The sequence below is a fragment of the Lunatimonas salinarum genome (assembly GCF_017811155.1).
GTDB classification, from domain to species: Bacteria; Bacteroidota; Bacteroidia; order Cytophagales; family Cyclobacteriaceae; genus Lunatimonas; species Lunatimonas salinarum.
On the sequence record NZ_JACVCV010000002.1, the window covers coordinates 194976 to 219614 of the forward strand.

16 protein-coding genes are annotated in these 24639 nt (G+C 47.3%); all 16 read right to left on the reverse strand.

What is annotated here, in order from left to right; translation table 11 throughout:
* Window positions 1-105: 105 nt before the first annotated feature.
* Window positions 106-552 (reverse strand): hypothetical protein, encoded by a 447-nt coding sequence (locus tag IAQ59_RS02810; RefSeq protein WP_245189394.1) that lies wholly within the window; start codon window positions 550-552, stop codon window positions 106-108.
* A gap of 212 nt (window positions 553-764) precedes the next feature.
* Window positions 765-2015: a serpin family protein gene (locus IAQ59_RS02815; RefSeq protein WP_209329257.1), complete on the reverse strand. Its 1251-nt coding sequence runs from the start codon at window positions 2013-2015 to the stop codon at window positions 765-767.
* Window positions 2016-2154: 139 nt separating this feature from the next.
* On the reverse strand, window positions 2155-2994 hold the full coding sequence (locus IAQ59_RS02820; RefSeq protein ID WP_209329258.1) for an alpha/beta hydrolase: 840 nt from the start codon (window positions 2992-2994) through the stop codon (window positions 2155-2157).
* Window positions 2995-3186: 192 nt separating this feature from the next.
* The gene (locus IAQ59_RS02825) at window positions 3187-4287 is read right to left on the reverse strand and encodes an NAD(P)/FAD-dependent oxidoreductase (RefSeq protein WP_209329259.1); all 1101 of its coding nucleotides are present in this window, start codon (window positions 4285-4287) and stop codon (window positions 3187-3189) included.
* Complete coding sequence (locus tag IAQ59_RS02830) at window positions 4284-4994, reverse strand: methyltransferase domain-containing protein (RefSeq protein ID WP_209329260.1); 711 nt, start codon at window positions 4992-4994, stop codon at window positions 4284-4286. Before IAQ59_RS02830 ends, IAQ59_RS02825 begins: the two co-directional genes overlap by 4 nt.
* Entirely contained in the window at window positions 4991-6079 is a 1089-nt protein-coding gene (locus IAQ59_RS02835) for a type III polyketide synthase (protein WP_209329261.1), read from the reverse strand. The genes IAQ59_RS02830 and IAQ59_RS02835 overlap by 4 nt, the downstream gene beginning before the upstream one ends.
* Window positions 6076-6951: a UbiA family prenyltransferase gene (locus tag IAQ59_RS02840; protein ID WP_209329262.1), complete on the reverse strand. Its 876-nt coding sequence runs from the start codon at window positions 6949-6951 to the stop codon at window positions 6076-6078. Before IAQ59_RS02840 ends, IAQ59_RS02835 begins: the two co-directional genes overlap by 4 nt.
* A 167-nt stretch (window positions 6952-7118) precedes the next feature.
* Entirely contained in the window at window positions 7119-9410 is a 2292-nt protein-coding gene (locus tag IAQ59_RS02845) for a discoidin domain-containing protein (protein ID WP_209329263.1), read from the reverse strand.
* Window positions 9407-11698, reverse strand: coding sequence for an FAD-dependent oxidoreductase (locus tag IAQ59_RS02850; RefSeq protein ID WP_209329264.1), 2292 nt, complete (start codon window positions 11696-11698; stop codon window positions 9407-9409). The genes IAQ59_RS02845 and IAQ59_RS02850 overlap by 4 nt, the downstream gene beginning before the upstream one ends.
* 11 nt (window positions 11699-11709) lie before the next feature.
* Window positions 11710-13359 (reverse strand): sodium:solute symporter family transporter, encoded by a 1650-nt coding sequence (locus tag IAQ59_RS02855; protein ID WP_209329265.1) that lies wholly within the window; start codon window positions 13357-13359, stop codon window positions 11710-11712.
* Window positions 13360-13401: 42 nt separating this feature from the next.
* On the reverse strand, window positions 13402-15222 hold the full coding sequence (locus IAQ59_RS02860; protein WP_209329452.1) for an FAD-dependent oxidoreductase: 1821 nt from the start codon (window positions 15220-15222) through the stop codon (window positions 13402-13404).
* A 59-nt stretch (window positions 15223-15281) separates the two neighbouring features.
* The gene (locus IAQ59_RS02865) at window positions 15282-16286 is read right to left on the reverse strand and encodes a hypothetical protein (RefSeq protein ID WP_209329266.1); all 1005 of its coding nucleotides are present in this window, start codon (window positions 16284-16286) and stop codon (window positions 15282-15284) included.
* Between the two features lie 53 nt (window positions 16287-16339).
* A complete protein-coding gene (locus IAQ59_RS02870; RefSeq protein WP_209329267.1) occupies window positions 16340-19156 on the reverse strand; it encodes a glycoside hydrolase family 2 TIM barrel-domain containing protein in 2817 nt (938 codons plus the stop codon).
* Between the two features lie 3 nt (window positions 19157-19159).
* Window positions 19160-19963: a phytanoyl-CoA dioxygenase family protein gene (locus IAQ59_RS02875; RefSeq protein ID WP_209329268.1), complete on the reverse strand. Its 804-nt coding sequence runs from the start codon at window positions 19961-19963 to the stop codon at window positions 19160-19162.
* Between the two features lie 64 nt (window positions 19964-20027).
* The gene (locus tag IAQ59_RS02880; RefSeq protein ID WP_209329269.1) at window positions 20028-22895 is read right to left on the reverse strand and encodes a hypothetical protein; all 2868 of its coding nucleotides are present in this window, start codon (window positions 22893-22895) and stop codon (window positions 20028-20030) included.
* A gap of 25 nt (window positions 22896-22920) precedes the next feature.
* A complete protein-coding gene (locus IAQ59_RS02885; RefSeq protein ID WP_245189395.1) occupies window positions 22921-24609 on the reverse strand; it encodes a RagB/SusD family nutrient uptake outer membrane protein in 1689 nt (562 codons plus the stop codon).
* Window positions 24610-24639 lie beyond the last annotated feature (30 nt).

Consider the following 24639-nt stretch of genomic DNA (forward strand, 5'->3'; position numbering starts at 1 on the left):
TGAAAGCAACTTCCTCAACGCTCTGCTTCGCACTTATTCTTATCCAGTCATAAAAAAGTCCATATAACGAATGTATATGGACTTACGTTGGGGAAACCCATCCCCTCAGTTTATGGAGGATCTAAGCCAATTGAGCGGGAAACGGTCTTCCTGACCAATATCTTTTTTCAGTGAGATGACTTCCCGTACATCTACCTCGTTCCATCGAATATCCAAGTATTTTCTGACGACATCATCTTCTCCTCGGAGTACATTCAGTGTGTAAATTCCCGGTTTAAGACGATTAAAATCTACCAACACTTGGTTTTGACCGGTATTTTTTACTGTAAATGTATACACCAACCGATCGATGTCATCCCTTACCCGAATGGTCACCTCCTTATCCTTGGGAAATAAACGAACATCTAGCTTGGCATATTTCCCCTCTTTCTCCGCAGGTAGCAAGAGCATGTCCTCTGGGTTACTGTTCGTTGCGTTTGCTACAGTAGAAAAGGCAAATACCATCAGTAATGCAACAAATGCAGATGCGATTCTTTCAATTAACGTTTTCATAATTCAAATTTATTAGGTTGCAAAATAATGTTGGTCATAGTAAAAAATACGAAAAATAGGTATTATTGTTACAAAAAAATGTATTTTATTTTTTTATTTATTATACCATACTTAAAGTAATTTTTACTTACTAATAGTATACTAATCATAACTCGATGTCTCCTTAGTGCCTATTCAACTATCTCTTTGGTTAATATCCGTGTGCCCCGTCTCTACAAAGGATTTTCCAGTTTACCCATAAAGAGTATGGCACCACTGTGTTTCTCCTGTATAAAAAACACAAAGGGTTTGTCTAACACCAACGTAAATGGTCCACTAGGCGGAAAACTCACCCGCTCTATAACCTCAACAATAGTAGCAGCGGCGGCCTCTGTTCCTTTCTCATCTACTTCAATCAGCGCCTCGTGGATAACCCTACTGATTTTGAGTTCATCCGTAGGGTTGGAAAAAAGTTTGGTAAAATTGTCTGAATGAAAACCAAAAGGGGTCACCAACCCCAATGCGATCAGGTCATCTGCCATATTCGGAATCTTGTGGCTGAATTTAAACTTCGGCATTTTCAGGATCACATTCCATTCCCTAACCTGTTCTCTCCAAAGCACCAGGTTGTCCATGGTCAGCCTTTTAGTCAATTCCTCTGTATTTCCATCGTAGCCATACAATATACCCATCGAAAACTGCCCAGAACTGTAGGGGATTTCGATATAGCCGTAGTCGGACGTTTGGTAAAAGTTAAAAGTCGCAGGCTCACCCAAACTCATCATGTCCACCATCACTTCCTGACCCGGCTTGGGATAAAATTTTTCCTTTTTGGTATTGGCCTTAGGAAAGTTATAAGTCCAGTCTGCTTTAAAATAGATGGCATTGACTAAATACATAACCGCATTGCTCGGGATATGATCCAACATGTCCCTAATCAGGTTATGGGTTTGTTGGGCGATCCAGTTATTAATAATATTGACCGAATTCGGATCCCACATATCCAACGGAGCGATTTCTGCCTTATAATAATCCCGGGCGGTCTGTTTAAATGGAGGCTGTACCTGGTATTCCTGCTTATACCAGATCGCATTGGCAATGGCGAGGTTAACTTGGGGATCCAAGCCAAGTAAGAACGCCGTCAGATCCTTAGCGGCTTGATTGGCTTCTTCCAAGCCAAGATCCTCTACTTCCAACAGCGCTTTGAATTCCTCCAACACGCTGCCTTGATTTCCGTTCATGGTCATCGACAGCGCCTGATGTACACTATATGGACTGATAAACAGGTTATTATCAGGATTTCGTTGTACAATTTGTTCAAAAAGCTTGAGTGCAAATTTGGTGTTCGCATCAGACAATTGCTGCTCCTGAACCGCCAACTCACGGATATTTGCTGTGACAGGGCCCACTAACACATCTTCTTTGGGCACACAGGACCACACGCCAATCAAAGCAAAAATCAACAATGGGATATAGCTCTTCATTCTCGCTTTTGTTTACCGTCACTTTCTGTTAACTTGGCCCGAAGACAGCAGAAACAAAACAACATCTTCTCACTGTTGCCGACAGCCTATTATAAAGACGGAGTTTTTTCGGTGAACGCTACAATGATCCTAAAAAAAATCACTTAATCTCAACACTGGGTTCTGCCTTCAAGTAGCCAATGGATTGCAGAAACCGGTCACTTTCCGCTAGCGTCTGCCGATAATAGTCAAAATTCCGGTAGTTGAAAAATCCGTGGACCGCCCCTTCGTACAAAAAAACCTCACATCGGCTACCTACTTGTTCCATGACTTTCCGATAATATTGCACGGTTTCCACAGGGATAAGCCGATCTTCGGTCCCAAGAAACATCACCGTGGGGGGTGCACCGGAACGGATATTGTGCAGTGGAGAAAAAGCCGTAAAAGCTTCCCCTATCCGCTCATACCCATACCCTCCGGGACCATTGTCAATGACCGGATTGAACAGCACCAAGGCATTCGGTTTACAACTGATCGCCAAATTATCCGATTGCTCCTCGTAAGCCTCTACCAATGCCGTAGCGGCAGCCAAATGACCACCGGCCGACCCACCTGCCGCTACCACGCGGAGGGTATCGATACCAAATTCATCGGCATGTGTGCGAATAAACCGAATGGCTGATTTGGCATCTTTCAAGGACTCAAAGGGCGTGGTCTGCTGTCTGGACTTAACCCTGTAATCTACCAGAAAACAGGTGATTCCCCGTTGTGAGAAATACCTGGCATGAGGTTCAAACTGATCGACCGTACCACCGTTCCATCCCCCTCCGAAAAAAAACACCATTGCTGGATTCTTCCCACTTTCTTCCGCATGAACCGATCGGAAAATCTTCAGGTAAAGCGAAGTCGTATCAACCTGCTTGTAAAGAATCTCCTGCTGCGAATACGAAGCAGTCCAACAAAAGGTCAAAAATCCAATTAAATAAACTATTCTTTGCATAACGAGGGGCTTCTCTTGTACCCTATAATCCTCCCAAAGTAATGAACCATCCGGGTGCTTTCAACCAGTTACGGTCTTTGACGGGCAATATCGACAAAATCTTTCGACTAAAAAATAATCCGTATGAATCCGCGACATCAAAGGCACATTTTTTGACCGACAAGAATGGCAAAAATACACCAAATAATAGTCTTACGATCGTATTTCCTCTCCCACCGCAGAAAGTGCTAAGTGGCGCCCTACTGCCGGAATTACACGCAAAGCACCAAACAAGAGCGCATCACTGACAAAATTCTGACGCAGAAGAAGGTTTTGCAAAAAAACGCCTTTTCGGATGCGTTCACGCAAGTAATTGGCGACATATGCCTGCTGGGCTCGGTATAACGACTCCTTGCTACGCCTTCCCAACCAACCCTCAGCCAACAAAGGTGCCAGATACGCCCCCGAACGCAAAGCCAAACTCATACCGTTACCGGTAATTGGTGGGATAAATCCAGATGCATCCCCTAACAACAATTGATCTTGGTAATGGCCTCCGTGAGTGGAAAAGTGAAACTGAGAAGTGGTCACACGCTCACCCAAAAAGGTTACTTCGGAGAAACGTTCCCGCAAGTGGCGGTTTCGAAACAAGTGCTCCCGCTCAAAGACTTCGATATTTCCACCAAGTGTCTTCAATGGGGCTGCGTTGGCAAGGTAGCAAAGGCAGTACCTGTCACCATCCACTTTAGAAAATCCGCAATAACCGCCGCGGAACACGTGCATTTCAATGGTATTTGCGGGCGCATTGCTTGCTACGTGATACTTTACTCCAATAAATGCCGAGGACCGCTTAGGCAACCGTATACCACTCAGTCGATTGCTTCGCCCATAGGCACCTACTACGAACGAAGCTTGTATGGTATCACCTTGGAGCGTCTGTACCACGTTCCCCTCGATCGACCGTACGGACACTCCAAACCGTATCTCTGCTCCTTCTCGTTGGGCAATTTCGGCCAATCGGAAATCCATGGTCCACCGGCTGAGTCCAAACCCACCTCGGGGAAGGGGCACACTTGCTTCCCTTCCCCCCAAAGAGGTAAGGTGCAAGGTATCCATGTGGGGAAGGGAATACGTCTCCAAGCCAAGCTGATTCAGGTAAGATTCGGATTCTTGGGAAATATACTCTCCGCACACTTTTTGGCGGGGAAAGGTTTCCTTTTCCAAAACGAGCACCGGGATGCCCCGTCTTACCAGCTCAATACAAAGACTTAACCCGGCCAAACCGGCACCGACTATCACCACAGGATGCCTCATACCTTCGGATTTTTAGGTATCACCAATAAATGCCTAAACGCCCAGCACCAAGTCAATGAATAATGTTGGATTCCTGCCGCCCGGAGGGCATGGTGCCATTCAGACCGGGTAAAGCCTCGAAGTACGGAGAGTGGTGCATCGTGTCGGGTAAAATGAGACTGCGAAAACCAGCTCGTGAGCAAACGGATGCTGTGATATGCGAAGGGATGTCGATGCAAATCATTGATCACCAAACCTACCCGGGCATGCCGAAGGGCTCCCTTTAAAAATGCAATCAGCTCCGCATCATCCAAGTGGTGGCAAAACAAATTGGCCGAAACTATGTCTGTACCATCTTCTTCCTCAAATACATCCCGATAATCCGAGATTTTCCACGAGACCTGTGATTGTACGTCAGGAAATGCCTCCAAGGCAAATTGCTTCGCTTCAGACTGAACATCTACCGCAATAAAGGAAATGGGAAACGCACCAAAACGCCTACGGAGGTAATCAAACAAATCCCCAGCTCCGGATCCGATGTCTGTAACCTGTGCGTCGCCAAGAGCTGCATGCCGTATAAGTTGCCTAATGCCGCGGTACGTAACCGAAGCACCGCCCAAATACCGGTTTATCAAGACGATTTCCTGAAGATTTCTGTGAAAATCCGCTTTGCTGAGATTCGGCGCATCCATCAGTTCCTTTTCGTAAGAGCGATGTTGAAAATTCATAGGCGTGAAAATAAGCCACTTTCTACGGTAAGCCCAGGGCCAAAGGCTGCCGCATAGAAGGGCCCATGTAGCAAGGATTGATATAATATACGTTCCAAAACAAATAGAATCGTTGCTGACGACATATTCCCGTGTTCCCTCATCACATCAAAGGATACCTGTAGATCCTCCATTTCGCAGCCTATAGCCTCAGCAAATGCCATCAAAATATTTTTCCCTCCCGGATGAATGGCATAACCAACGATATCCGTCGGTTCCAGTCCACCTTTGGTCAGCAACTGTTGATAAGCTTGCCTCATATTAGAACCTATGTGCTTGGGAACTGCACTACTTAGAATCATTTCAAAACCCCTGATGCCGATATGCCATCCCATGGCATCCTTGCCCTCGGAAATCAGCGTGGAGGCAAATGCATTCAAACGTAATACCGGATGCTGATCTGCTGATCCTCCCTCTATCAAGGCCGCCGCGGCTCCATCTGAAAACAGAACGGTAGATAGCAGGTTATCGTTTTCTTCACTGTTTCTGAAATGCAGAGAACAGAGTTCCACGCTAACAATCAACACCTTGCTTCCAGGGTTGGCCCGACAGATATAGTCTGCTTGCTTTAATGCGTGAAAAACGGCATAACAGCCCATAAAATTTACGGCGCCGCGTTCTGCCCGTGCAGGAAGATTAAGCGATCGGTATAGGGCAATTTCAAGACCTGGCGCCTCGACCCCGGTACAACTAACGGCAATGAGATGAGTAATCTGTTCGGCATCTACTTCCCTTCGCCTTAAGCAAGTAGTGGCAGCCTCGGTTCCAAGTTTGGTCGCCAATGGCAGAAAATGTCCTAGGCGAATGGCGGTGTCGGGATCTTGGTAACCGGTGCCGTTCCACCGATAAAGCACGCCCTTTCCATTTAAGGAAAAATCGTTGATAGCCATATGCTTGACAGCAATTCCCGCATCTCGGGCGAGAAATTGCAACTTTCGGCGAGCCGCGGGAGAAGCATGGGTTAATCCCGCCCACTCGACAAAGTCACTTAGCGGATACCTGTTTTCGGGAATTGCCGTTCCTATTGCCGTAATGGTGCTACTCATACGTTCCATGATTGGAAGATTAACAAAGTGGTAAAAAAGACATTCAATGTGATGGTAGAGATAAGGTTCATCCGCATGGTATTATCGTAGTCTGCAGCGCTGAGATCCTCCCTAACCCGCTTTATCCAATTCAAGAAGAAAAAGGCGGTCGGTGCGGTAACTAAAAGAAAAAGAAACCCTACAAAAACCGATTCCTTCCAAAGCAGAAATACCAAAGCCGTAAATAAGCCGAACAGTGATACTGAAAACAACAGCGTTCCTCTCACTCCCAGTTTCATGCTCAAGGTATTTACGCCATCTAACCTATCTTGTTGATGCTGGTATATTTGTGTAATTGGATACCCCGCACCTATCATCACCGTTGCTGCCAGCGCGCCTAAAAACACTTCGGCCCCTAGCTCAAAAAAGTGTTGGTGTGAGGCCACCATACTGGTAACAAGGTAAATGAGCCCCCCTTGGAGACTAGCAACCAACAGAAAGCCGCCGATGGCGTATTTTTTCAATCGGATGCCCCGGTAGCTGTATGCCCGAGAAGCCAAGATGTAGCCACCCAAAAGAACCATCACCTCCACTCCCAGCAACCAAGCACCCAAACCAAGCGCTAAGCAATCAAATACAAACGTGACCACCCAAAGACCCTCCGGTATTGGCGGGGGATTTTTCAAACCGCCGATGCTTCCGGAATCTCTATCTTGTATACTGTTATACGCATTACTGGAAGGATACACCAAAAAATGGAGCAAGACAAACAACCATATCGTATCTCGGTGAAAAGGGTCTGACGCCCGAGATACCGCAAATAGAAAAACCGGTAACAGGAAAGCTGAAAAATGAAAACGAAGATGTTGAATACTGTGTACTAGGTTCCTCATAGATCGCAAGGCAGTGAATAGATTCAGGCATGAGTCTCACAATATACCTTTTATTGGACAACTTCCCACAAATAGACCCACCACTAACACAACCTACCTGCGTAGGAATAGGTTTAGACGGATACCAAATTTCAAGCTCCGATCTAATCCTATCCTAGCTGGGATGCCTACCTTATCTCAACGTATCTTCTAAAATAGCCTGCTCCATACCCTATTGTCAACGGCCTATCTTCACTTAAAAGTATGCTTCCTTTGGAAGTCAGGACTTTGCCATCTCGCCTCGACACGGCTCCCACCAAATATTCCGATAGCTTACTCTCCTCACATAGTGGAATAGGCAAAAGGGAACTAGCGGTTTGGCCTATTAACAAATCTAAACAATCTCTTGACTCATAGTCAAAATTCAGGGGTGCTCTAAGTCGAATCAACCGCTGTGTACTACCGCTAGGCTCTATGGCCAACTCATTATAGTACCCTGCCATATATGCCATGCTTACATTGAATGCCGTATTAAATTGCACCCAGCCTTCCGTCCACCCAAGATTGCCTACCTTCGGATTATTGGGGTAATGAAATGATTTAGGGGATCCATCGAAGACCAATGGAAGCTCGTCTAAAAGTCCTATACCTCCCCTATGCCGACTGTACCAACCCAAATCAACCCCTTCGATTTCCTCAGGACCTTTATAGGAATAATGCCTGCCGGTAGGATTACGCCCAAATGCATTTTCCATGTGAGACCATGCCAGCAATTCCAGTTTCTCCACCAAAGTGGAATCGTCCAAAATCATCATCGCTGCAAAAGCAGCAGCAGGGAATCCAAGGATATTTCCTGTCTCGTTCCATCCGGGGGGCGTCCACTCTTCTTCAGAATACTTTCGGAAATCCCACATATTGTCTGAACGAGAAATGGCAACCTTGGCCCACTCGTTTACCTTCTCCTGTAACCCAGCCGGGCACCGGTCGGGGTATTGGGAATAAAAAAAATGAAAAGCTCGCATCGTCACGTGCTCAGAGGTTCGCTGTCCTTTGGTGGTCATGGGGTCCTGCCAATCCAGGTTTTTGATCAACCATTCCATCTGCCTGAAAGCCGCATCAAAGTACTTTTCGGCATCTGTCTCTCCCATTTTCCTTGCGGCCTCATACATCATCAAATTCGGGACCACCGAAAAGCCCGGAGGCATCTCCCCCTTTGTAGTTCCCAGCTTGGTTTTGAGACTAAATAGGTTGTGTTCAGGACTTTGGTCGTAAATAGAATTGGCGTGTTTGGAAACGTCCGGCTTGGCCCATACCGACTTGGCAAAAGCATACACCACCTCGAAGTTCTGCCGGGGAAGCCACTGACTGAGGTAGGGCCATGCGTACAGAAAGTGGGCCAACTCCGCCTTTTGCATCTCATGGTCCAGTTTCATGGATACCTTCACATCCGCATCCCAATGGATAAGCTGCACGACATCGGGAGTTCCGGGGGCAAAGGGATCCAAGTCACCCCAAAGACCCCGATACTCTTCCGGGTAAGAATCGTTGGAAACATAGGCACCCTTGACCTCCATGCGTTGGTAAGCCTCTGGATTGGATAAATACATAGCGACCAGTGTTTGAAGAGACCAATTAAAAAAATCCCCGTCCCGCCATTCAAAAGACAGGGGACGTTTTTCGGTCACATTCCCCACCATATGCCTGGCCCCCAGCATAAAATCAACCATGGATCGATAGGTGACCCGCTCCAACCAATTGGGCCCTATACGGAAGGAAAAAGAGGCTAAATCTCCGATACCGATAAAAAACTCCTCCTCCGCTTCGGGGTTAAAGTCATGAAAGTACCCTTTTCCGCCAACTACTTTGCCTTCGTACAGGCTTTGATTGGGACGATCCGCTGCATAAATATGAAAGACGGTTCCATCAGGGATTTCCGGTGCTGTAAACCCCTTGGGCCTGTGTAAATTGTAACCGCTTTGATTTACCAATATCCTTTTTACCTCCCCCACCGACTCGTCTACATAGGATTGTCCGATCAGGTTAAACATAGCTATATCCAGCCGTAATGCGTCCATGGACTGTAGCCGAAGCCTGTCGATCAATAGTGGTTTTTGAAGCGCTATCTCTAGTTGGCGCAATCCCGCCAGCTCTATATCTTGGATCTTGCGCCACTCCCCGTTCAACAAGTATTGTAGTTGTACCTTTTTACTGACATTCAGTGGCCCCAACGTCAAGTGTACGGACACCACTTCCGTTGCTCCAGGTAGTCGCACGGTAATCCAGGGAGTAGAATCCTCCTGACCGCTTCGCCAGCTGGTCTTATCATCTCCATCCAACGCCAGCGACGCGTCATGGCCTGAATCCTCAGAGCTTACATAAGCCTGTCCCGAAAAGGAAAGGTTTTGCTGTGATGCCGATTCAAAAACCAGCGCTGAACAGAAAAAGAGGAGTAGTATGGTAAAAGGAAATTTATGGCTCATTTCTTGGAAGCATAACAGGTGATACCAAATAATGCCGCAGGGATATGTGGCTGTGGATGGGCCACCTCTACGCGAATCGTGTCGGTCTCCACAGGTTCTTCCAATACCAAGGTGTAAATGGTTTGATGGTTGCCTTCTACACTAGTCAAAACCCGACCGCTCCCGTCCTTAATGTTAAAGCACTGTACACAAAACGGCATCTCGGATTCCGGATGTCCTAACAGGGTAGACTCCATGGGATGATCAAAATCGGTATCAAGAAACAAACGGATCTTGCCTATGCGCTGCGGCTGTTGCCACTTCAATTCTACCCAATTGCTTTCCACACCCGGATCTGCCACCCATGCATTGGTAGAAACTGCGGGCCTAAATACCCCATTTGTCAATTGCTCCTTTTCAAATACCACGAGTGGGTGACTGAGGGTAAAGGCAAGGTTATGTCCATTAGGTCTGCGCTCGGGAAGCCAAAATTCAAAGCTATCTATCCCTATACCATCCGGTGGTGACTGCCGGCTACTGGTAGCGACTTCTTTGTTGAACCTTTGATAAACGCTCACAAGCCCCGTAACCCGGGTAGTAGACTGCCTGACCTCCACTTTTTGATTGGCTGAAAAAGCTACAAACACATACCCCTTTTCAACCTCTAGAGTCCCAAAATCCACTTCAAGGTGGTTTATTCCTGGTTCGAGCGCTGAGGTATATTCGGCCAAAACCCTTTCTGGTGTGAAATTACCAGCCTTTTCCGACGTCATCAACCTCACGCTCAACTGCGTGGTATTTGATGCGTTGCACTGAATCGTGATTTTCGGCATGAGCCCCGCAGAAACCGGCAGCAATTGGGCCATGTCAAAATCCAGCCTTCTCCAAGGACCGTCAAAGGGCAAGTCCTGCAATGACCACGTCGAAGACACTTTAAGCTGCGCCTGTTGCGCCAAATCGTCGTCATCTTGGTACCGAACGTTGGGAATATAGTGTCCCTCAGCAAGTAAGCGCTGTTGTAATTTGGTGACGAGACTGGGTTCGGCGATATCTCTTGGTAACAAATCAAGTTCTTTGCACATCGCTGCTGCCATCCCCACCGCTTGACCTCCATGGGCACAGGTGGCCATCACTCTGGAAGAACCAAAGGCCACGTGACTCGCGCTGATGATCCTGCCGACTAGAAACAGGTTATGAATGTTCTTGCTGTACATGGTTCGGTAGGGGATCTGGTACACCCCTTTGCTATGCCATTGATTGCAACCTGGCTTGTCGCCATATACACCGTCGGCAGGGTGCAAATCGAGAGACCAACCACCAAAAGATATGGCGTCGTAGTGTTCTCTCTGTTCCACCACGTCCTTCTGTGAAAGCATAAAATCACCTTCGAAACGTCTACTTTCCCGCTTGCCAGGCACCGTTCCCACCCACTCCAACGTATGGTTTTCCTTTTCAGGATACTCCCCGGAGTTCTTGATGTGATGCCAGATTCCATACACGACCTTCCATAACTCCCACTTGATACGTTCGCTTTCGTGTATGGTATCCATACGTCCCCCATACTCTACCCACCATAGCCAACAGCCGTGCTGCTTTAGGTTAAAGGAATGGAAGCGGGGCAATTCTGTCAATGTCTTTAAGGTGTAGGATGGTGCTACAAACCGCACTGGCTTACCCGTATCTTTGCTGTAAAAATAGATGGAATGACCCAGGAGTTCACCATATTGTTCATCAGGGGCAAACTGTTCGTCAAATTCATCTTTGGATTCCGCTCCTATTCGAAACGCGGCACCGGAAAGAAAACCCAATATCCCATCGCCTGAACCGTCTGCAAACAACGGCGCCAAAAGTAAGTAGCGCGTACTGTTTTGACTACAAAATGCCGTCACCGACTTGATATGAAAATCAGCTGATTTTTCTGCTTCATAAACCGCTGTATTCAGTAATAGTCGGATATTAGCCTCTTCGGTTACCTTTTCAATCAGGATGGTATCCAATATGAGCGGGTTTCCTTCTGGGTTTCGGTACATATTCTCCACCAAAATCTCATCGATCACGCCGCCTTCCCGGGCCCATCGGTTATTATTTCCCATGTGGGAGGTAGCTCCGAGTATCCAAAGCCGAATCTCCGAAGAGGCATTGCCTCCCAGTACGGGACGGTCCTGTACTAAGGTAACCTTTATCCCAGCCCTTGCAGCCGTGATGGCACAACAGGTTCCGGCCATTCCTCCCCCAACTACCACCAAGTCCGATTGGATTTCTTCTGTTTTCAGTCCCCGAACTTGGCTACTAAACTCCGCTTTTATCATGATTCTATCAGTTATTTTTCTTTTCCTAGTTTAAACCCTATTAGCAATTTAGACATCCAAATACCTATACCGGTGATCACCAATCCCATCAACCCCAACAACCACGCAGCCAAGGCTTCCGTCAAAAACCCAAGCAATAAAAACATGACTCCGGTAGCCAAAAGAGCGAATCCCATCACCTTGATTCCGTATTCGTTTTGTTGCTGTCCGCTTCGTTGTTCTGCAGCTGTCAAAACTTCTTCTGTTACATGCTGCATCTGTTGCTTTCCCAAGGACCTTGCATAAACCTCATATGCCGCCAACAGCAGCAAGGGAAAAACCATGCCTACCAACATCTCCATGCTTCTATCCAACGCAACTCCAAACAACCCAAATTTAAACGCTAGATTTAGAAGTAAGCTTGCGAACGTTACACCGAGTACGGATCTTCCAGTCTGATAGGGCGAAAACAAGGACCAAATCGCAGGGGCATATAAAGCCCCCCCGGTGACTGCACCTATGCTTAACACAACTTCCACAATGCCTCCTGCCAATGGTACTAAACAGGCAACCAAGACGGTTCCCAGACCAAATAGCAGCGTAGCTATTCGAGCGGTCCTCATCAACCTTATCTCCGAAACGCCCGGAAAAAGCGGTTTGTACAGATCGTTTGTGAGTACTGCAGCAGCCAAGTTTAGAGAAGTGTTGACAGAGCTGGCGGTGGCAAAAACCATCCCGCCAAGCATCAAACCCAACATGCCCGCTGGAAGCACTTCCATACACATCCGCAAATAAGCGCCCTCTGATTCCAATCCAACCAATCCTCCGTCTAGGATCCGATAAACCATGGGGGGCAACATCCAAATGAATGGACTTATCAAATAAAGAAGCCCAAACAAGTAGCCTACTTTTTTGGCCGATTGGGCAGAAGCCACGGAAGTATAGCGCTGCACGTATGCCCAATTTCCTCCTATGAAAACTGTATTGTACAGTACAAAGGCGACAATGAAAAGTGGACTATACTCCTCATTGAACAACTGGAAGAAATTATCCGGGGCTTCGGTAAAGAACCGGTCTACCCCGCCGATCTTTGAGATGGCCAAGGGAAGTACAATCAACACCGCCGCCGTTAGAATCACAAATTGAAGCACATCGGTAGCCACTACGGCCCAGAGACCTCCCACCGCCGTATAGATCATGATCAGGCCGCCAAGCAGCCAAATGGCCCAATAAATGTCTATTCCCGTGACTACCTGAAGAATCTTGGCCACTGGATACAGAAACGCACCGGTATAACCTAATGACAGAAATAAGAAGAGGTAGGTATAGTATTGCTGAATGCCTTTCCCAAACCTCCCCGTAAGGTATTCTGCCACCGTGAGGACCTTGGCTTGCTTCCATTTGGGGGCTATCCATCTCCCTATGACAAAACCGCTCACACACATGGTCATCTGAATGGTGATGGCTACAAACCCCCACTCATAGGCGATCGACCCCCATACCACAAAGGTTCCTGCCGAAAAAAAACTCATAAACAGCGACAAGCCGCTAACAGGCCATGGAACGGCACCGCCCGCGGCAAAAAAAGATTTCATGTCACTCCCCCTCGCCCCAAAAGAAAGCCCTGCAACAAGAATAATAAGCGTAAAAATAATAATGGAAATATAGTCTAGGGATTGCATCGAAGAAGCGCTTTTCTAGTGAGATTACGTAGGGCCGATTTACTAATTTTTTGGCAACGGAACTACTGGAAGTACGTTGAGCGGCGATTCGATGATACCCATAAACGTATCCAAGTGATTGGCATAAACTCCCCGTGGACTGGTACCGAATGCCTTGGCCACATACGCAGCATAGCCTACCGCTTCGCCCATCATCCCGCAGGTACGCATCACACGGGTACTGCCGAATGCAACGTGAGTGGTACTGATATTCCTTCCAGCCATAAACAGGTTTTCGATATTTCTGGAATAAAGGCTTCGGTATGGAATGGTATAAGGTTTGACCTTGATGTGTTTGGTGGCTGCGAAGAATTCCTCACCCTTGAAGTAGTTAGCGTTTTTTTCGTCGGGAAAATGCAGATCAATGGTCCAAGTGGCCGTAACACAGCCATCAGGGTAATTGATCCCTTCCTGAATATCCATTTGGGTCAGAATATGATCTCCCATTAACCTCCTCGATTCGCGCTTTCCACCAATATAGGCGACCCAAGCTAACTCGTGGTTTTTGTACTTGTCGGATTTATGATTTTTTAGGTAAGACCAGTTGCCATAAATCGCCCGAAGGTTATGGTCACGGATTTCCTCAGCCTCGTAGATCGTGTTAAAGTTGCCAAAGCCGGTTTCCCACTGCCAATCTGCTTTATGATCATCTATGTGGTATTCATCCGAAAACTGAATAGCCCAGGGAGTCTCCGGAAATGACGATGCCTCGTTCTTAGGCAAAGAGGCCCACAGATTAGAAGTACCCAGCGTAAAATCATCGGCCACTTCAGCTGCGAGCGATTCACCGGTTTCTTCGCGGCTTTCCCGACCCATACGAAACTCAGCCCCTGCCAAATATCCCAGTGTCCCATCTCCGGTACAATCGGAAAAATAGGTGCCAGTAAACCGAAACTCTTCATTCGTACGTATGTGGCGGCCAACGACTGCGTTGATCTTGGTACCGTCCATTTCCGCCTCATAGACGTGCGTATTGAGGTACAACGTAATATTTGGCTCAGCGGCCACTACCTCCATTTTTCGAAGATCCCCATAGCGTGCCGCATCGGGGTTTCCATTGCCTGGATCTCCATTGTCCAACTCACGGACGATCCGACCCAGTCGGGGATAGTGGTTTTGATCTACCCTACCCATCAGGTGCACGCGGATTTCCGAACTGTTGTTTCCTCCCAAGACCGGACGGTTTTGTATCAGGGCCACCTTTAATCCCATCCTGGCGGCAGAAATAGCGGCAGCGGTACCTGCGATGCCTCCACCTACAACGACGAGGTCAAAATGACCTGCCTCTATTGGACCATCCGCAAGGTTCAACATCCTTTTACGCATCGTTAACAATTCGAGATTATCGTTAGGCGGCATATCATTTTTGGAAGTAGAAAAGTAAATAGCGTCGAACCGACCATTGAAGCCCGATAGGTCTTCTGCTTTAAGCTTGGTCCTTTTTTCAGTAACATCAACTGCTCCTCCATAATACCATTGCCATGCCGCCGATCCATCTGCACCAAACGTCTTTTCCAAAGTCCGATCACCCACATGTAGTCTAAACGCTCCCGGGCCCTTTGGGAACGGTGCCCAATCCTTGGTCCGTACCCAAACATGGTAGGTTCCTGTTTGGGGAAATTCGACCTCGGTCTCCGCATCTGCCACCTTTTTGCCCATGCCATGGGCCATCAGGTAGGATGAATATAGGACATCAAATGATTGCTGATCGATCACCCAACCACCGGTATTTTCAAAAGACTCTGCTTCTACAAACAAACGCTGCTGCCCGAAAACCTGAAGGGAAACCAGCCAAACGGCCGATAAGACCATCCACTTCTTCATTACTGATAGATTCTTTCTTTCCATGAGTTTAACTTATTTTGGATTTTATATTCTGACTTTTATTGATCGCCTTTTAACGCCTGTACCCGCTGCTCAAACTCCGTTCCTGCCAGTAACTTTGAAAGTTTGCTCAATGTACCGGATGAGAGACTTGGCTGACGCTCCACCACTGCAAAAATTCGTCTTTTCTGCTCCGGATTGGCTGTAACCAAGTGTCCTATCAACTCTTCCGTCCATCTTGGATCGAGCTTCACTTCCTGGAGTCTATCCAAAAGCTTTAACTGTAATCGGTACGGGCTACGCTCGTAGATGTGGAGCACCTTTCCCTGTCGCTCAGGTATCTCCAGCTCTTCAGGTGGTATCCGTGCCAATGCGTACTCAGCAACAAAGAGGTTTTTGCTCTCCAACACCGCCCAATACGACTCTAAAAACGGCGATTGAAAGGCCCTGTTTGTTTCCAATAACCTATCCATTGCAAAATATTGGTAATAGTGATTAGAACTCTGCAAAAAGTCCGTAAGCATGGAATCTGTGACCTTCGTCTCGGTATATGAGCGAATCGATTGCGTGATTTCTCCATGTGCCAAGTGCCATAAGGTGTAGCAGGAATAAACTGCCCCTGAGATTACCTCGCTTTGGATAGTCTTCGACGTCGCTCCCGTTATGGCATCAATGCCGTTGGTATAGCTTGTTTCGGTACTGACGACCAGCTCCTCTACTTTATAATCCTTCAGTAAGGATGCCTTATTTCGTAGAATACGTAGTATTTTTTCATAGTCCTCTGGTTCGAAAGGGAGGTGATCCAACTTGGTGAGTATTTTCCCTTCCGGCATTTCATAGCGATCAAAATTGCCCAAAAGATCCCAATAAAAATTTATAAAAACCGGATAGCACTTATTGGAGTAACAAACCGGTGTAAAGATCTCTGCCATGTAGTGATCAGGAACCTCATCCCCATCCATCACCAACCAGAGGTCGTACCGCGTAGAATCGGTATCCAACTGCTTCACCAGTTCCTTTGTTGGCTCTGAAACAATCGATTGCGTTCCAAAAGGAATCTTCATACTACAAACAAGTAGTACTGATAAGACCGGCAAAGGGAGCATCGTGTAAAGGTTCATTTTCGGATTACTTGGCTATAAATTGATTTTCCATTTTTATTTATGGCCGCCAGCTTAAACTCGTAGCTGCGGTTTGATTTCAACCCGTCTATTTGAAAGAAATAGGCTTCCGTTCGGTCAATACGTACCGACTCCCAATGTTCGGCACCCAACTCCCTGTAGGCGGCTTCGTACGTGGTTGCCTTTGATACCGGCACAAAGGAAAGCAATGCGGTCTGTCCCTTTCGGCTTACGGCCTCTAACTTTGGCACTGTAGGCGCAAGTCCTCCGTCTGGTACAACCGTGTATGACCTACTCCACAGGCTAAAGGAATTATTGTCCGTCACACGCTGCACTTCAAAACTATAGGAGCGACCATTTACAAGGTTTCGTACCGCCATCAGGCCAGGGGTCGTCGATTGCAGGATTTTTTCATCGCCTTGCTCTCCCCGGTACCGAATGCGGTAGAGAAAGTCTGTTTCCTCGGTAGTGTAAGCCACATAAAACCCTTCGTTAGAAGATTCCACATACTTTACAGCCGGCGGCAAAAACTCCCTTGGGTCGGTAGAAACCTTCAGAGGGTCTGACCCTGATTCCCCCTTGGAATTCATGGCCACCACCTGTACCAAGTAATTTTGATCCAGTTCCAGCCCCCTCACATCCGCAACCAACTCCCTAGTGGGTGTCGTTTCTTGATTCAACTGACCGAGTCCATAGCGTAGCTTGTATGCAACGGCATTCGGAACCTCGTCAAAAAATACACGGATGCCCCCAGAAGCAGCTGGCACGCTATTTTGTTCTGCCCTACCACCATATGCTTGAAATTGAATGGGTTTCACCGGAGGTTGAAAATATACCAGGGTATCCAATACGTTGTCTAACTGTGGGGAAAGTAGGGAGACTTCTAATACATAGGGATCTTGGCTTTGCCATTCAATGGTATGAGTGGATACGGCATCTCCCGGAATAAGAAGGGGCACATCGACAAAGCCCGATTCCAACACAGACCGATCACCACCTAAAATCCGGTAACTGATTTTATACCCCCGGACGGAATGGGCGGGAAGATCCAGCCTGCTTCTGGGCTGCAGCGCGATAGTGGCCTTTTGGTTGACTACTGCCACATTCATTGCCCGAAGGGGGGCATGTTCTTTCCGAAGGTCGTAATAGGCGTTCTTTTTTCGCCTGTAGGCATCTACAACGCCCCAGGATCGGTTTTCAGACCGTTCCCGGGTTCCTATGTAGCTACTCCTGTAGTCGTTGTAAGTCCAAATAGAGGCTCCTATCAAATACGGTAAATTACGAAGGGAATCGATCAGCGTTCCGATCTCGAAGGTGGCGTCCAGGCTTTCTCCAAACTGTCCGATACCGTATTCACTGTAAAACATTACTTTATCGGGATGCATTTTATGCTGTTGCCTCGTCACAGGTGCTAAGTTTGCTCCGTACTTATTTAGCATGCCCAAGTCTGTAAACCGAATGTAGTCGTCTTCAAATTGAGCCGTATAGGTGACGTTGGTTACAAAACGGGTACTGTCGAGTTGCCGGACATAATCTACACTTTTCTCCACGTATTCCCTAGCGCCCGGATAATACCCGATTTCATTACCAGTACTCCATCCTACGATGGAGGGGTGGTTGTACTGCAGTTCAACCAACCGTTTAAGCCAATCAAAAGGCACTTGATTGTTCGGATCGGCAAGTGGGTCGTACCCCCAAAGTGGTATTTCCGACACGATAAGCATGCCACGTTGATCAAGGTACTCCAGCATTTCTTCAGGGAGGGGCAAATGGGAAAGTCGGGCGAAATTACCATTTAAGCTTTTAATCAAATCCACATCCTTTTGAATCTGCCACAGCGGCAAGGTATTACCGGTTGTGCGTGCATCAGGTACTAAATTTACGCCCATTAATCGGACGGATTCCCCATTTAAACGCATTTGATAATTTTCCGGATCTATTTCCAACTTCCTTAATCCAAATGAGTTACGGATAGGCACATGGCTTATTCCATGCAGCGTAACTTCTGATTCATACAGGAAAGGATCGTCGAAATGCCACAAATGAAAGTCACTTTTTCGGATAAGCGTGCTAACAAAAACTTCCTGCCGTCCAATAGAAGGAATAGAGGTGGAAAAGGGCAGCATGCGTCGAAATCCCGATTTGGATGAAAGGGACAATTCCCCGGACACAAGGGTCTCTTCCGAGGCTAAATTCTCCAAAAATATGCGGATCCCCACCTCGGCCTCCTTATTCTCTAGGTTTATGGTAGGAGTAATATGCTGTCGGGTGATGCGTATCCCATCGTAGGCAACTAGTTTTACCGGCCTACGGACTCCGCCCCAGTTCCAGATTGCTCCCCGCTTGAAGGTATTGTCTGCACATACCGTAAGGGTATTTTCACCCTCTCGGTCAATCAACGCACTGATATCGAATTCGAACGGCAGAAAACCCGAGTTATTCTCTCCCAATTTTTTACCATTGAGCCAGACTGTGCAGTCATGGTACACCCCTTCGAAGGAGAGAATGACCGCTTTCGATCCCCATTCAGACGGAAGGGAGAAACTTTTGGTATACCAACCCTTGCCGACGTAATGTGCGTATTCGTTATGCAGGTCCCAGTTTCCCGGCACTTCCATATCATCCCAGCCTTGGGCATCGATATTCTTCCGAAACCATTGCCCCGACTCTCCCAGGTTGTTTGGGTCGGTTTTGAATTTCCAGGTGCCGTCTAGATCCTTTTCGTAGTCGGATTGGGCATGCGCCAACGATCCGAATGCGAGCAGAAATGCTACACAGGAAGCAATAGTCAGGGGTAGTTTCGGAAGCACCATGGGCTAGTTTAAGGAAATATCTGTTTTCTTTTTATTGAAGGATATGGAGTCAAACCCCTGCTGGGAAGCGTGGAGCAAAGATCCTGCACCTACCCTTGAAACCTCCTGGAAGCAGGAGGCAGGCTCCTGAAATGGGGTGTTTTGGAGGGTATTGTAACAAGAAATGATCGACCAACGAGGACTGTCCGAGGTATTTGGGTTGGAAGCATGCAGTAGATTGCTGTGAAAAATCAACGCATCTCCGGGCATCAGTTCACAGTAAACCCGCTCGACACGCTCCTCAAAACGCTCCACCCTATCCAATGTAGCTCCTACCTGTTCCCCAACTTTGCCATGCTCTATCCTCCCCATCCTATGGGAGCCCGGCAACACCATCAAGCAACCATTCTCCCTGGTAGCTGGCGTCAGCGCAAACATGATGCTGATCATCTCATCCGGAAACAAAAACCCGTTTTTATACCAATACCCATAATCCTGATGCCATTCCCATGCTCCCCCTACGCGAGGGGATTTCTGCATCACTTTCGAATGAAAATGGGCCACCGGGCCACCTATCAGCTGACCCACGGCGCCAACCACCCGTTCATCCCGAGAAAGCATCCCAAAAGGATCATCCCCGGGATTGTTCCAAAGGGCCAGTTTGGATTCGTTTCCATTGGAGTCCAATACCGAATAAGTATGCTCCGTCAAGGCATTGTCCTGAGCAGAGACCTGATACAATAAAGCCACCTCTTCAGCGGACAAAAAACCGCTGAGAATAAGAAATCCTTGTTTATTGAATTCTTCAAGTTGTGCGGAAGTTAACATAGTTGTCAATTTTTTAACGGTTTCTTTCTTTTTAACAGGGCACTCTAATCAGCCCAAATTCGCCCTATCGTAACAAATGTACCTCTGTTTCCTGTGCATTGCCCTGTGGATCATAAGAGGTCCACTTCCATTTAACTGGCTTATGAGGTTCTTTGACCCGAAGGCTGAATTCGAACGGATAGACTTCGTCCGATATCTCCTCCCACTCACCCTCTCCTAGCTGGTAAGACCAAATCACCTTAGCCGTCTCGGCTTCGGTGGCAGAACTAAATACATATATATCCTTATAATAGTCACTTATTTTCAATGACATCCCGGTAATGGTTCCCAGCGAGGCAGCCGTATATTCCTTTCGGACAAAATCATTGTTTGGCAAAGCCGATGCGTCCGGTAAAGCAACTCCAAAGGGGGACTCTTGGAACATTCCCTCGATCTTGATCACCGAAGTACCCAATGGCGGAATTTGGATGGCCAGCATTCCCGACTCCACGAACCGAACGTCACTGGACCCCTCAGTTCCCAATGAAACAGTGGCATAACGGCGGCCTTCATCCCATTTGAAAACCTCTTTGCGCAAGTGGATAGTGTCGTTGATGAACCTATCGCTTGTGTTCATCAATACGAGGTAGGTATTTTCCCCATCCCGTCCCAACACGTGGTTAAATCCAATTTCCTTGGTAAAAAAAGGATTCTTGGGCAACCACAGCCTTACATTTGGATGGCCATAGATTGACCCGGCCGCATGGCCATATACCTTATTGGTCAGAAAGGCATAGCCCGGTGAAAAGAGAGACGGAAAATCAACCGCTCCGTCAGTTCGAACGTGGGCGTCGCTCACCAGAAAATCCTGCAACAATGATATATGTGGCCAAAGATGGTTGTAAAACACTGCATTGTATTTAACGTCCAAATAGGGATGCAATGGATAATTGGTTTGCTGGTATACATTGGTATGGAGGGAAGTGAAATAATATCCGGGGAAATTATTGTATCGTCCCAAAATACCGTTGTAGGCAACCCTTCGCAGTACCTCGTCATTTTTGAGCTGTGCCATCCTCAGCATAGCCCCTGCCTGATGAAACAGCATGATGGGGCCATAGACATAGGTACCGGGCTGCTCCGGAAGCAATCCCACAAGGGAAGTGTGCCAGGCAGGTACTTTCTGTTCCTGAATCCGGGTAGTCATGTCAAACTCCTGCCATTCGTAGCTGTCTGCCTTAAACCTTCTACCAGGAAATATCCCGTCCACCTTTCCACCTTTGTTTACGGTGATGGCTTGGTCCGGAGCAAATGGGGTTGACCTGGTCCACAGGGAAAGCTGTTTCGCCCCTTCATAGGCAGCATCCAGGTATTTTGGGTCTTGCGTAAGTTCATATAATTCCAACAATTCTTGCCAAGTAGTGGAATAGTCATTCACAAAGGTCGCTTGGGCATCCCTAAGCCCCGCATTGGTAGAAAAGTCAGTTGGGTATTTATGAAAAGTCAGCTCCAAGTACTCATCCGCCAGACGGATAGCTGAATCCAAATATTCCTGACCGTGGTTCACTAAATATCTTGCCAGATAGTCCTTCCAGCTGGCTCCGCTTACTTCGGTCTGTAAATTCAATTGCCTACTCTTGCCAAAAAGCCGCTCCATTTCTTTGGGAAAGACCGTATTTGTTCCACCTAGAAGTTGGTGTATGCTAGCCATTTCCCATAGTTCCATGGCGGGACCTTTAAGAAAATGGGATGGATTTTGAGTCTGTTTTTCGGGAAATGCATTGATCGCATACAGGTACTTTTCCCGGGACATGAGATACTCCAAAATAGGAAGACCTCTTCGGTCGTAGATCTGCTGATTGTCCGTTGTCAGCGCAATACTCAATGGATGCAAGGCCGAGACATTTTTTACGGTGAAGGGTACGTCAAACTTATAATCATACCCTTTGTATTCATCGATCCAGCCGGAGTAGTAATCGTCCATGGCCAGATCAATCATGTTATGAAAGGTCTCATTCAGTGAAACCATGGCATTTTGCCGTTCCAGGGGATAATCCATCACCTTCTGATACAAGTAATCTGCTCCGGCTACCCAGGTACCGAGCTCCAAGAAGTACTGAACCGAAAAGGAACTGCTTGCACCTACTGCAAGGTAGGAACCCTCGCCTCCCAAAACCGGGGCCATTACCATCGGCTTAGCCTGGGCGTCCCGGGTTCGAAGCAACAAACCAAACCGCGAGTTTTCCGCCGTTGCAAAACGATATGGAATTTCCTTTGAGGGGATGGCCAGTCCTTCGGTTGCTCCGTGATGGTTGGTGAACACTGCGGGCGTTGTGGCGTAGGATTCGGGTGTTACGACCGCCTGCTCGGGAAATCGCTTCCATGACCATATCAGTGGCTGATACAGAAAATCAAGCTGAGAAGGGCTTTTCTCCTTAAGTCCGGCAAACACTACCCCGAAGTAGCCGTCCACCTTTGGGCGAAGGTTCCAGGAAATCTCCGGAACACCCGCTCCATCGGGCAGGGATACCTTGGACTCAAATTCAAAAAGGGGGTGGCTTTGGAACTGAAAAACCACGGTGCTCCCTGATACATTGTAGCTGACGGGATTAATGACGATCTGCTCGTTGTTATTCCAAACATCCATCTCCTGAAGCTCTCCCCACAAGGCTACGGGAGATCCACCGGTCGCTCGCTTTCCAAAACTGTACCTGGGGTCATCCTTGGAAAAAAAGACAATAAACTCCTGCGAAATAGCACGGGAAACAGTACCTACCTCCTTCCGTTCGATCTGCCAAGATCCCGGCTGATTTGGATTTCCCATTGGCTGAAAACGGTAGGAGCCGTTTTCGATGGTTGAAAACCCAAAGCCTGTTGCTGACCCCAATATAGGAGTCAGCAACACCAAGGAACACAAAATATATCGGAAAAAAAGAAGCTTTTTATCTATCATGTATTCTCTAAACTTACGTAAGCAATCAATAACCGCCGGGATTTTGGGTGATGGTGGCTCCATTCGCCCTATAGGTATCTATTTCAGCCTGCGGTATGGGTAGCAAGTAATCCCGCGGATTGTTAAATACACGGATGGCATTAGGAAACCGCGCATCTGTATTGCGATCATACTGAGATTCGATTCCCGCATAAGAAACAAACCCATCCTCATCTATCGACGGAACAAATTGCGCATTGGCTTCATCCAATATCCGCCCATAAAGCACTACAGCCATCACCTTTTCCGCAATATTCCATCTGCGTATGTCAAATAGCCGGAAACCTTCATTGGCAAATTCAACTTTTCTTTCTCTTTTGATCAATGTTCTCAAAAATGACTGATCCATTGAACTGACCGCTGGATAGCTTTCTATCTCAGCAACAGAAACACCATAAGCTCTTGCCCTTACCCTATTCAGCGCTTCATGAACCGAAGCGTCGATTTCATTTAACTCAATCTTAGCCTCAGCATAATTTAGCAATGCTTCGGCATACCTCATTAGGATGAAATCTGTATCACTCCAGCCTCTATTTATTAATTGGGATTCGACATTCGTATATTTCTTCCAAAGATATCCGCAAAATGCTGCGGGCCATATCACTACCCGAGAGTCATTATTTCGTCCCCTGATCGTTCCATCCACATTTCGCACTTCAAGGCTATCTGGGTGACTCTCAAAGATTATTCCGCCCCACTCACTTTGAGGAGTGATAATGGATGCCTTTAATCTGGGATCCCTGTTATCAAAGGGCTTTTTTGGATCGTAAACCGTTGATTCGTCAATAGGTAGCCCATCTGTTGCCTCGTAGCTATCAATCATGGATTGCGTAGGCACAACGACACTAAAGGCTCCATAATTTCTTGAACCTTGTGCAGTTGGAAACTGGGGAAGGGGGCCAAATCCGTCCATAAACGGCATCGCCATAATGGCCTCAGCTGAACCCTCTCCTTGGGGAGTAAACAACTCCTCGTAATCTGCATGTAATGTCAGATTGCCGCCGCTAATCACCGCCTGCGATGAAGTAACTGCCTCTCTATACCTTCCTGCATACAAGGCTATTCGGGAATGTAAGGTGAGCGCAACATCTCTAAATACCCGATTCTTTTCACTGGGGGTAGCAGGTAAATTCTGCGCTGCCTCCTGAAGATCTGCTAAAAGCGTGTCGATGATCTCCTCTTTGTTTACCCTAGGCAGTAGTGCCTCCAATGGATTCCCTATTAAATCTTCTGTGTACGGCACATCGCCGAACAAAAATATCAGGTAGTGATAGTAATATGCCCGCAGCACGATTGCTTCGTATTTTATTTGATTCAGTCGGTCAGTGGGTACCACCTCTGCCGCCCTGTCCAGGTTGTTGATCAGGCTATTTGCCCTGCCAATACCTCTGTACATGTGGGTATACGTACTAAGAAACCCACCGCTATTCGCACTGTGTGAGCCGGCTCCCAACTCATCAAAACTGGTAAAGCCTCCCCTGACCAGACCAATGTCAGTAGCTCCATTGTCCATGTTTACCTGTACGGGAAGTGTGTATCCCCCCAGCCAAACTAATGAATTATAAACCCCTGTCAACGCTAGGTTGAGTTCCTCTTCGTTTGAAAAGAACGTGGCATCGGTAGGCTCGGTAAGTGATTCCAAATCGAGCAGATCAGAATCACACGATGATATCATACACAGAGCTAATAAACAATATAATAATTT

Bases quoted from the DNA above. Each gene is read 5' to 3' on its own strand.
- IAQ59_RS02885 (WP_245189395.1), bottom strand. From the start codon at position 24,609: ATGATATCATCGTGTGATTCTGATCTGCTCGATTTGGAATCACTTACC.
- IAQ59_RS02840 (WP_209329262.1), bottom strand. From the start codon at position 6,951: ATGAGGAACCTAGTACACAGTATTCAACATCTTCGTTTTCATTTTTCA.
- IAQ59_RS02860 (WP_209329452.1), bottom strand. From the start codon at position 15,222: ATGAAGAAGTGGATGGTCTTATCGGCCGTTTGGCTGGTTTCCCTTCAG.
- IAQ59_RS02820 (WP_209329258.1), bottom strand. From the start codon at position 2,994: ATGCAAAGAATAGTTTATTTAATTGGATTTTTGACCTTTTGTTGGACT.
- IAQ59_RS02835 (WP_209329261.1), bottom strand. From the start codon at position 6,079: ATGAGTAGCACCATTACGGCAATAGGAACGGCAATTCCCGAAAACAGG.
- IAQ59_RS02875 (WP_209329268.1), bottom strand. From the start codon at position 19,963: ATGTTAACTTCCGCACAACTTGAAGAATTCAATAAACAAGGATTTCTT.
- IAQ59_RS02870 (WP_209329267.1), bottom strand. From the start codon at position 19,156: ATGGTGCTTCCGAAACTACCCCTGACTATTGCTTCCTGTGTAGCATTT.
- IAQ59_RS02850 (WP_209329264.1), bottom strand. From the start codon at position 11,698: ATGATAAAAGCGGAGTTTAGTAGCCAAGTTCGGGGACTGAAAACAGAA.
- IAQ59_RS02830 (WP_209329260.1), bottom strand. From the start codon at position 4,994: ATGAATTTTCAACATCGCTCTTACGAAAAGGAACTGATGGATGCGCCG.
- IAQ59_RS02855 (WP_209329265.1), bottom strand. From the start codon at position 13,359: ATGCAATCCCTAGACTATATTTCCATTATTATTTTTACGCTTATTATT.
- IAQ59_RS02825 (WP_209329259.1), bottom strand. From the start codon at position 4,287: ATGAGGCATCCTGTGGTGATAGTCGGTGCCGGTTTGGCCGGGTTAAGT.
- IAQ59_RS02880 (WP_209329269.1), bottom strand. From the start codon at position 22,895: ATGATAGATAAAAAGCTTCTTTTTTTCCGATATATTTTGTGTTCCTTG.
- IAQ59_RS02865 (WP_209329266.1), bottom strand. From the start codon at position 16,286: ATGAAGATTCCTTTTGGAACGCAATCGATTGTTTCAGAGCCAACAAAG.
- IAQ59_RS02815 (WP_209329257.1), bottom strand. From the start codon at position 2,015: ATGAAGAGCTATATCCCATTGTTGATTTTTGCTTTGATTGGCGTGTGG.
- IAQ59_RS02845 (WP_209329263.1), bottom strand. From the start codon at position 9,410: ATGAGCCATAAATTTCCTTTTACCATACTACTCCTCTTTTTCTGTTCA.
- IAQ59_RS02810 (WP_245189394.1), bottom strand. From the start codon at position 552: ATGAAAACGTTAATTGAAAGAATCGCATCTGCATTTGTTGCATTACTG.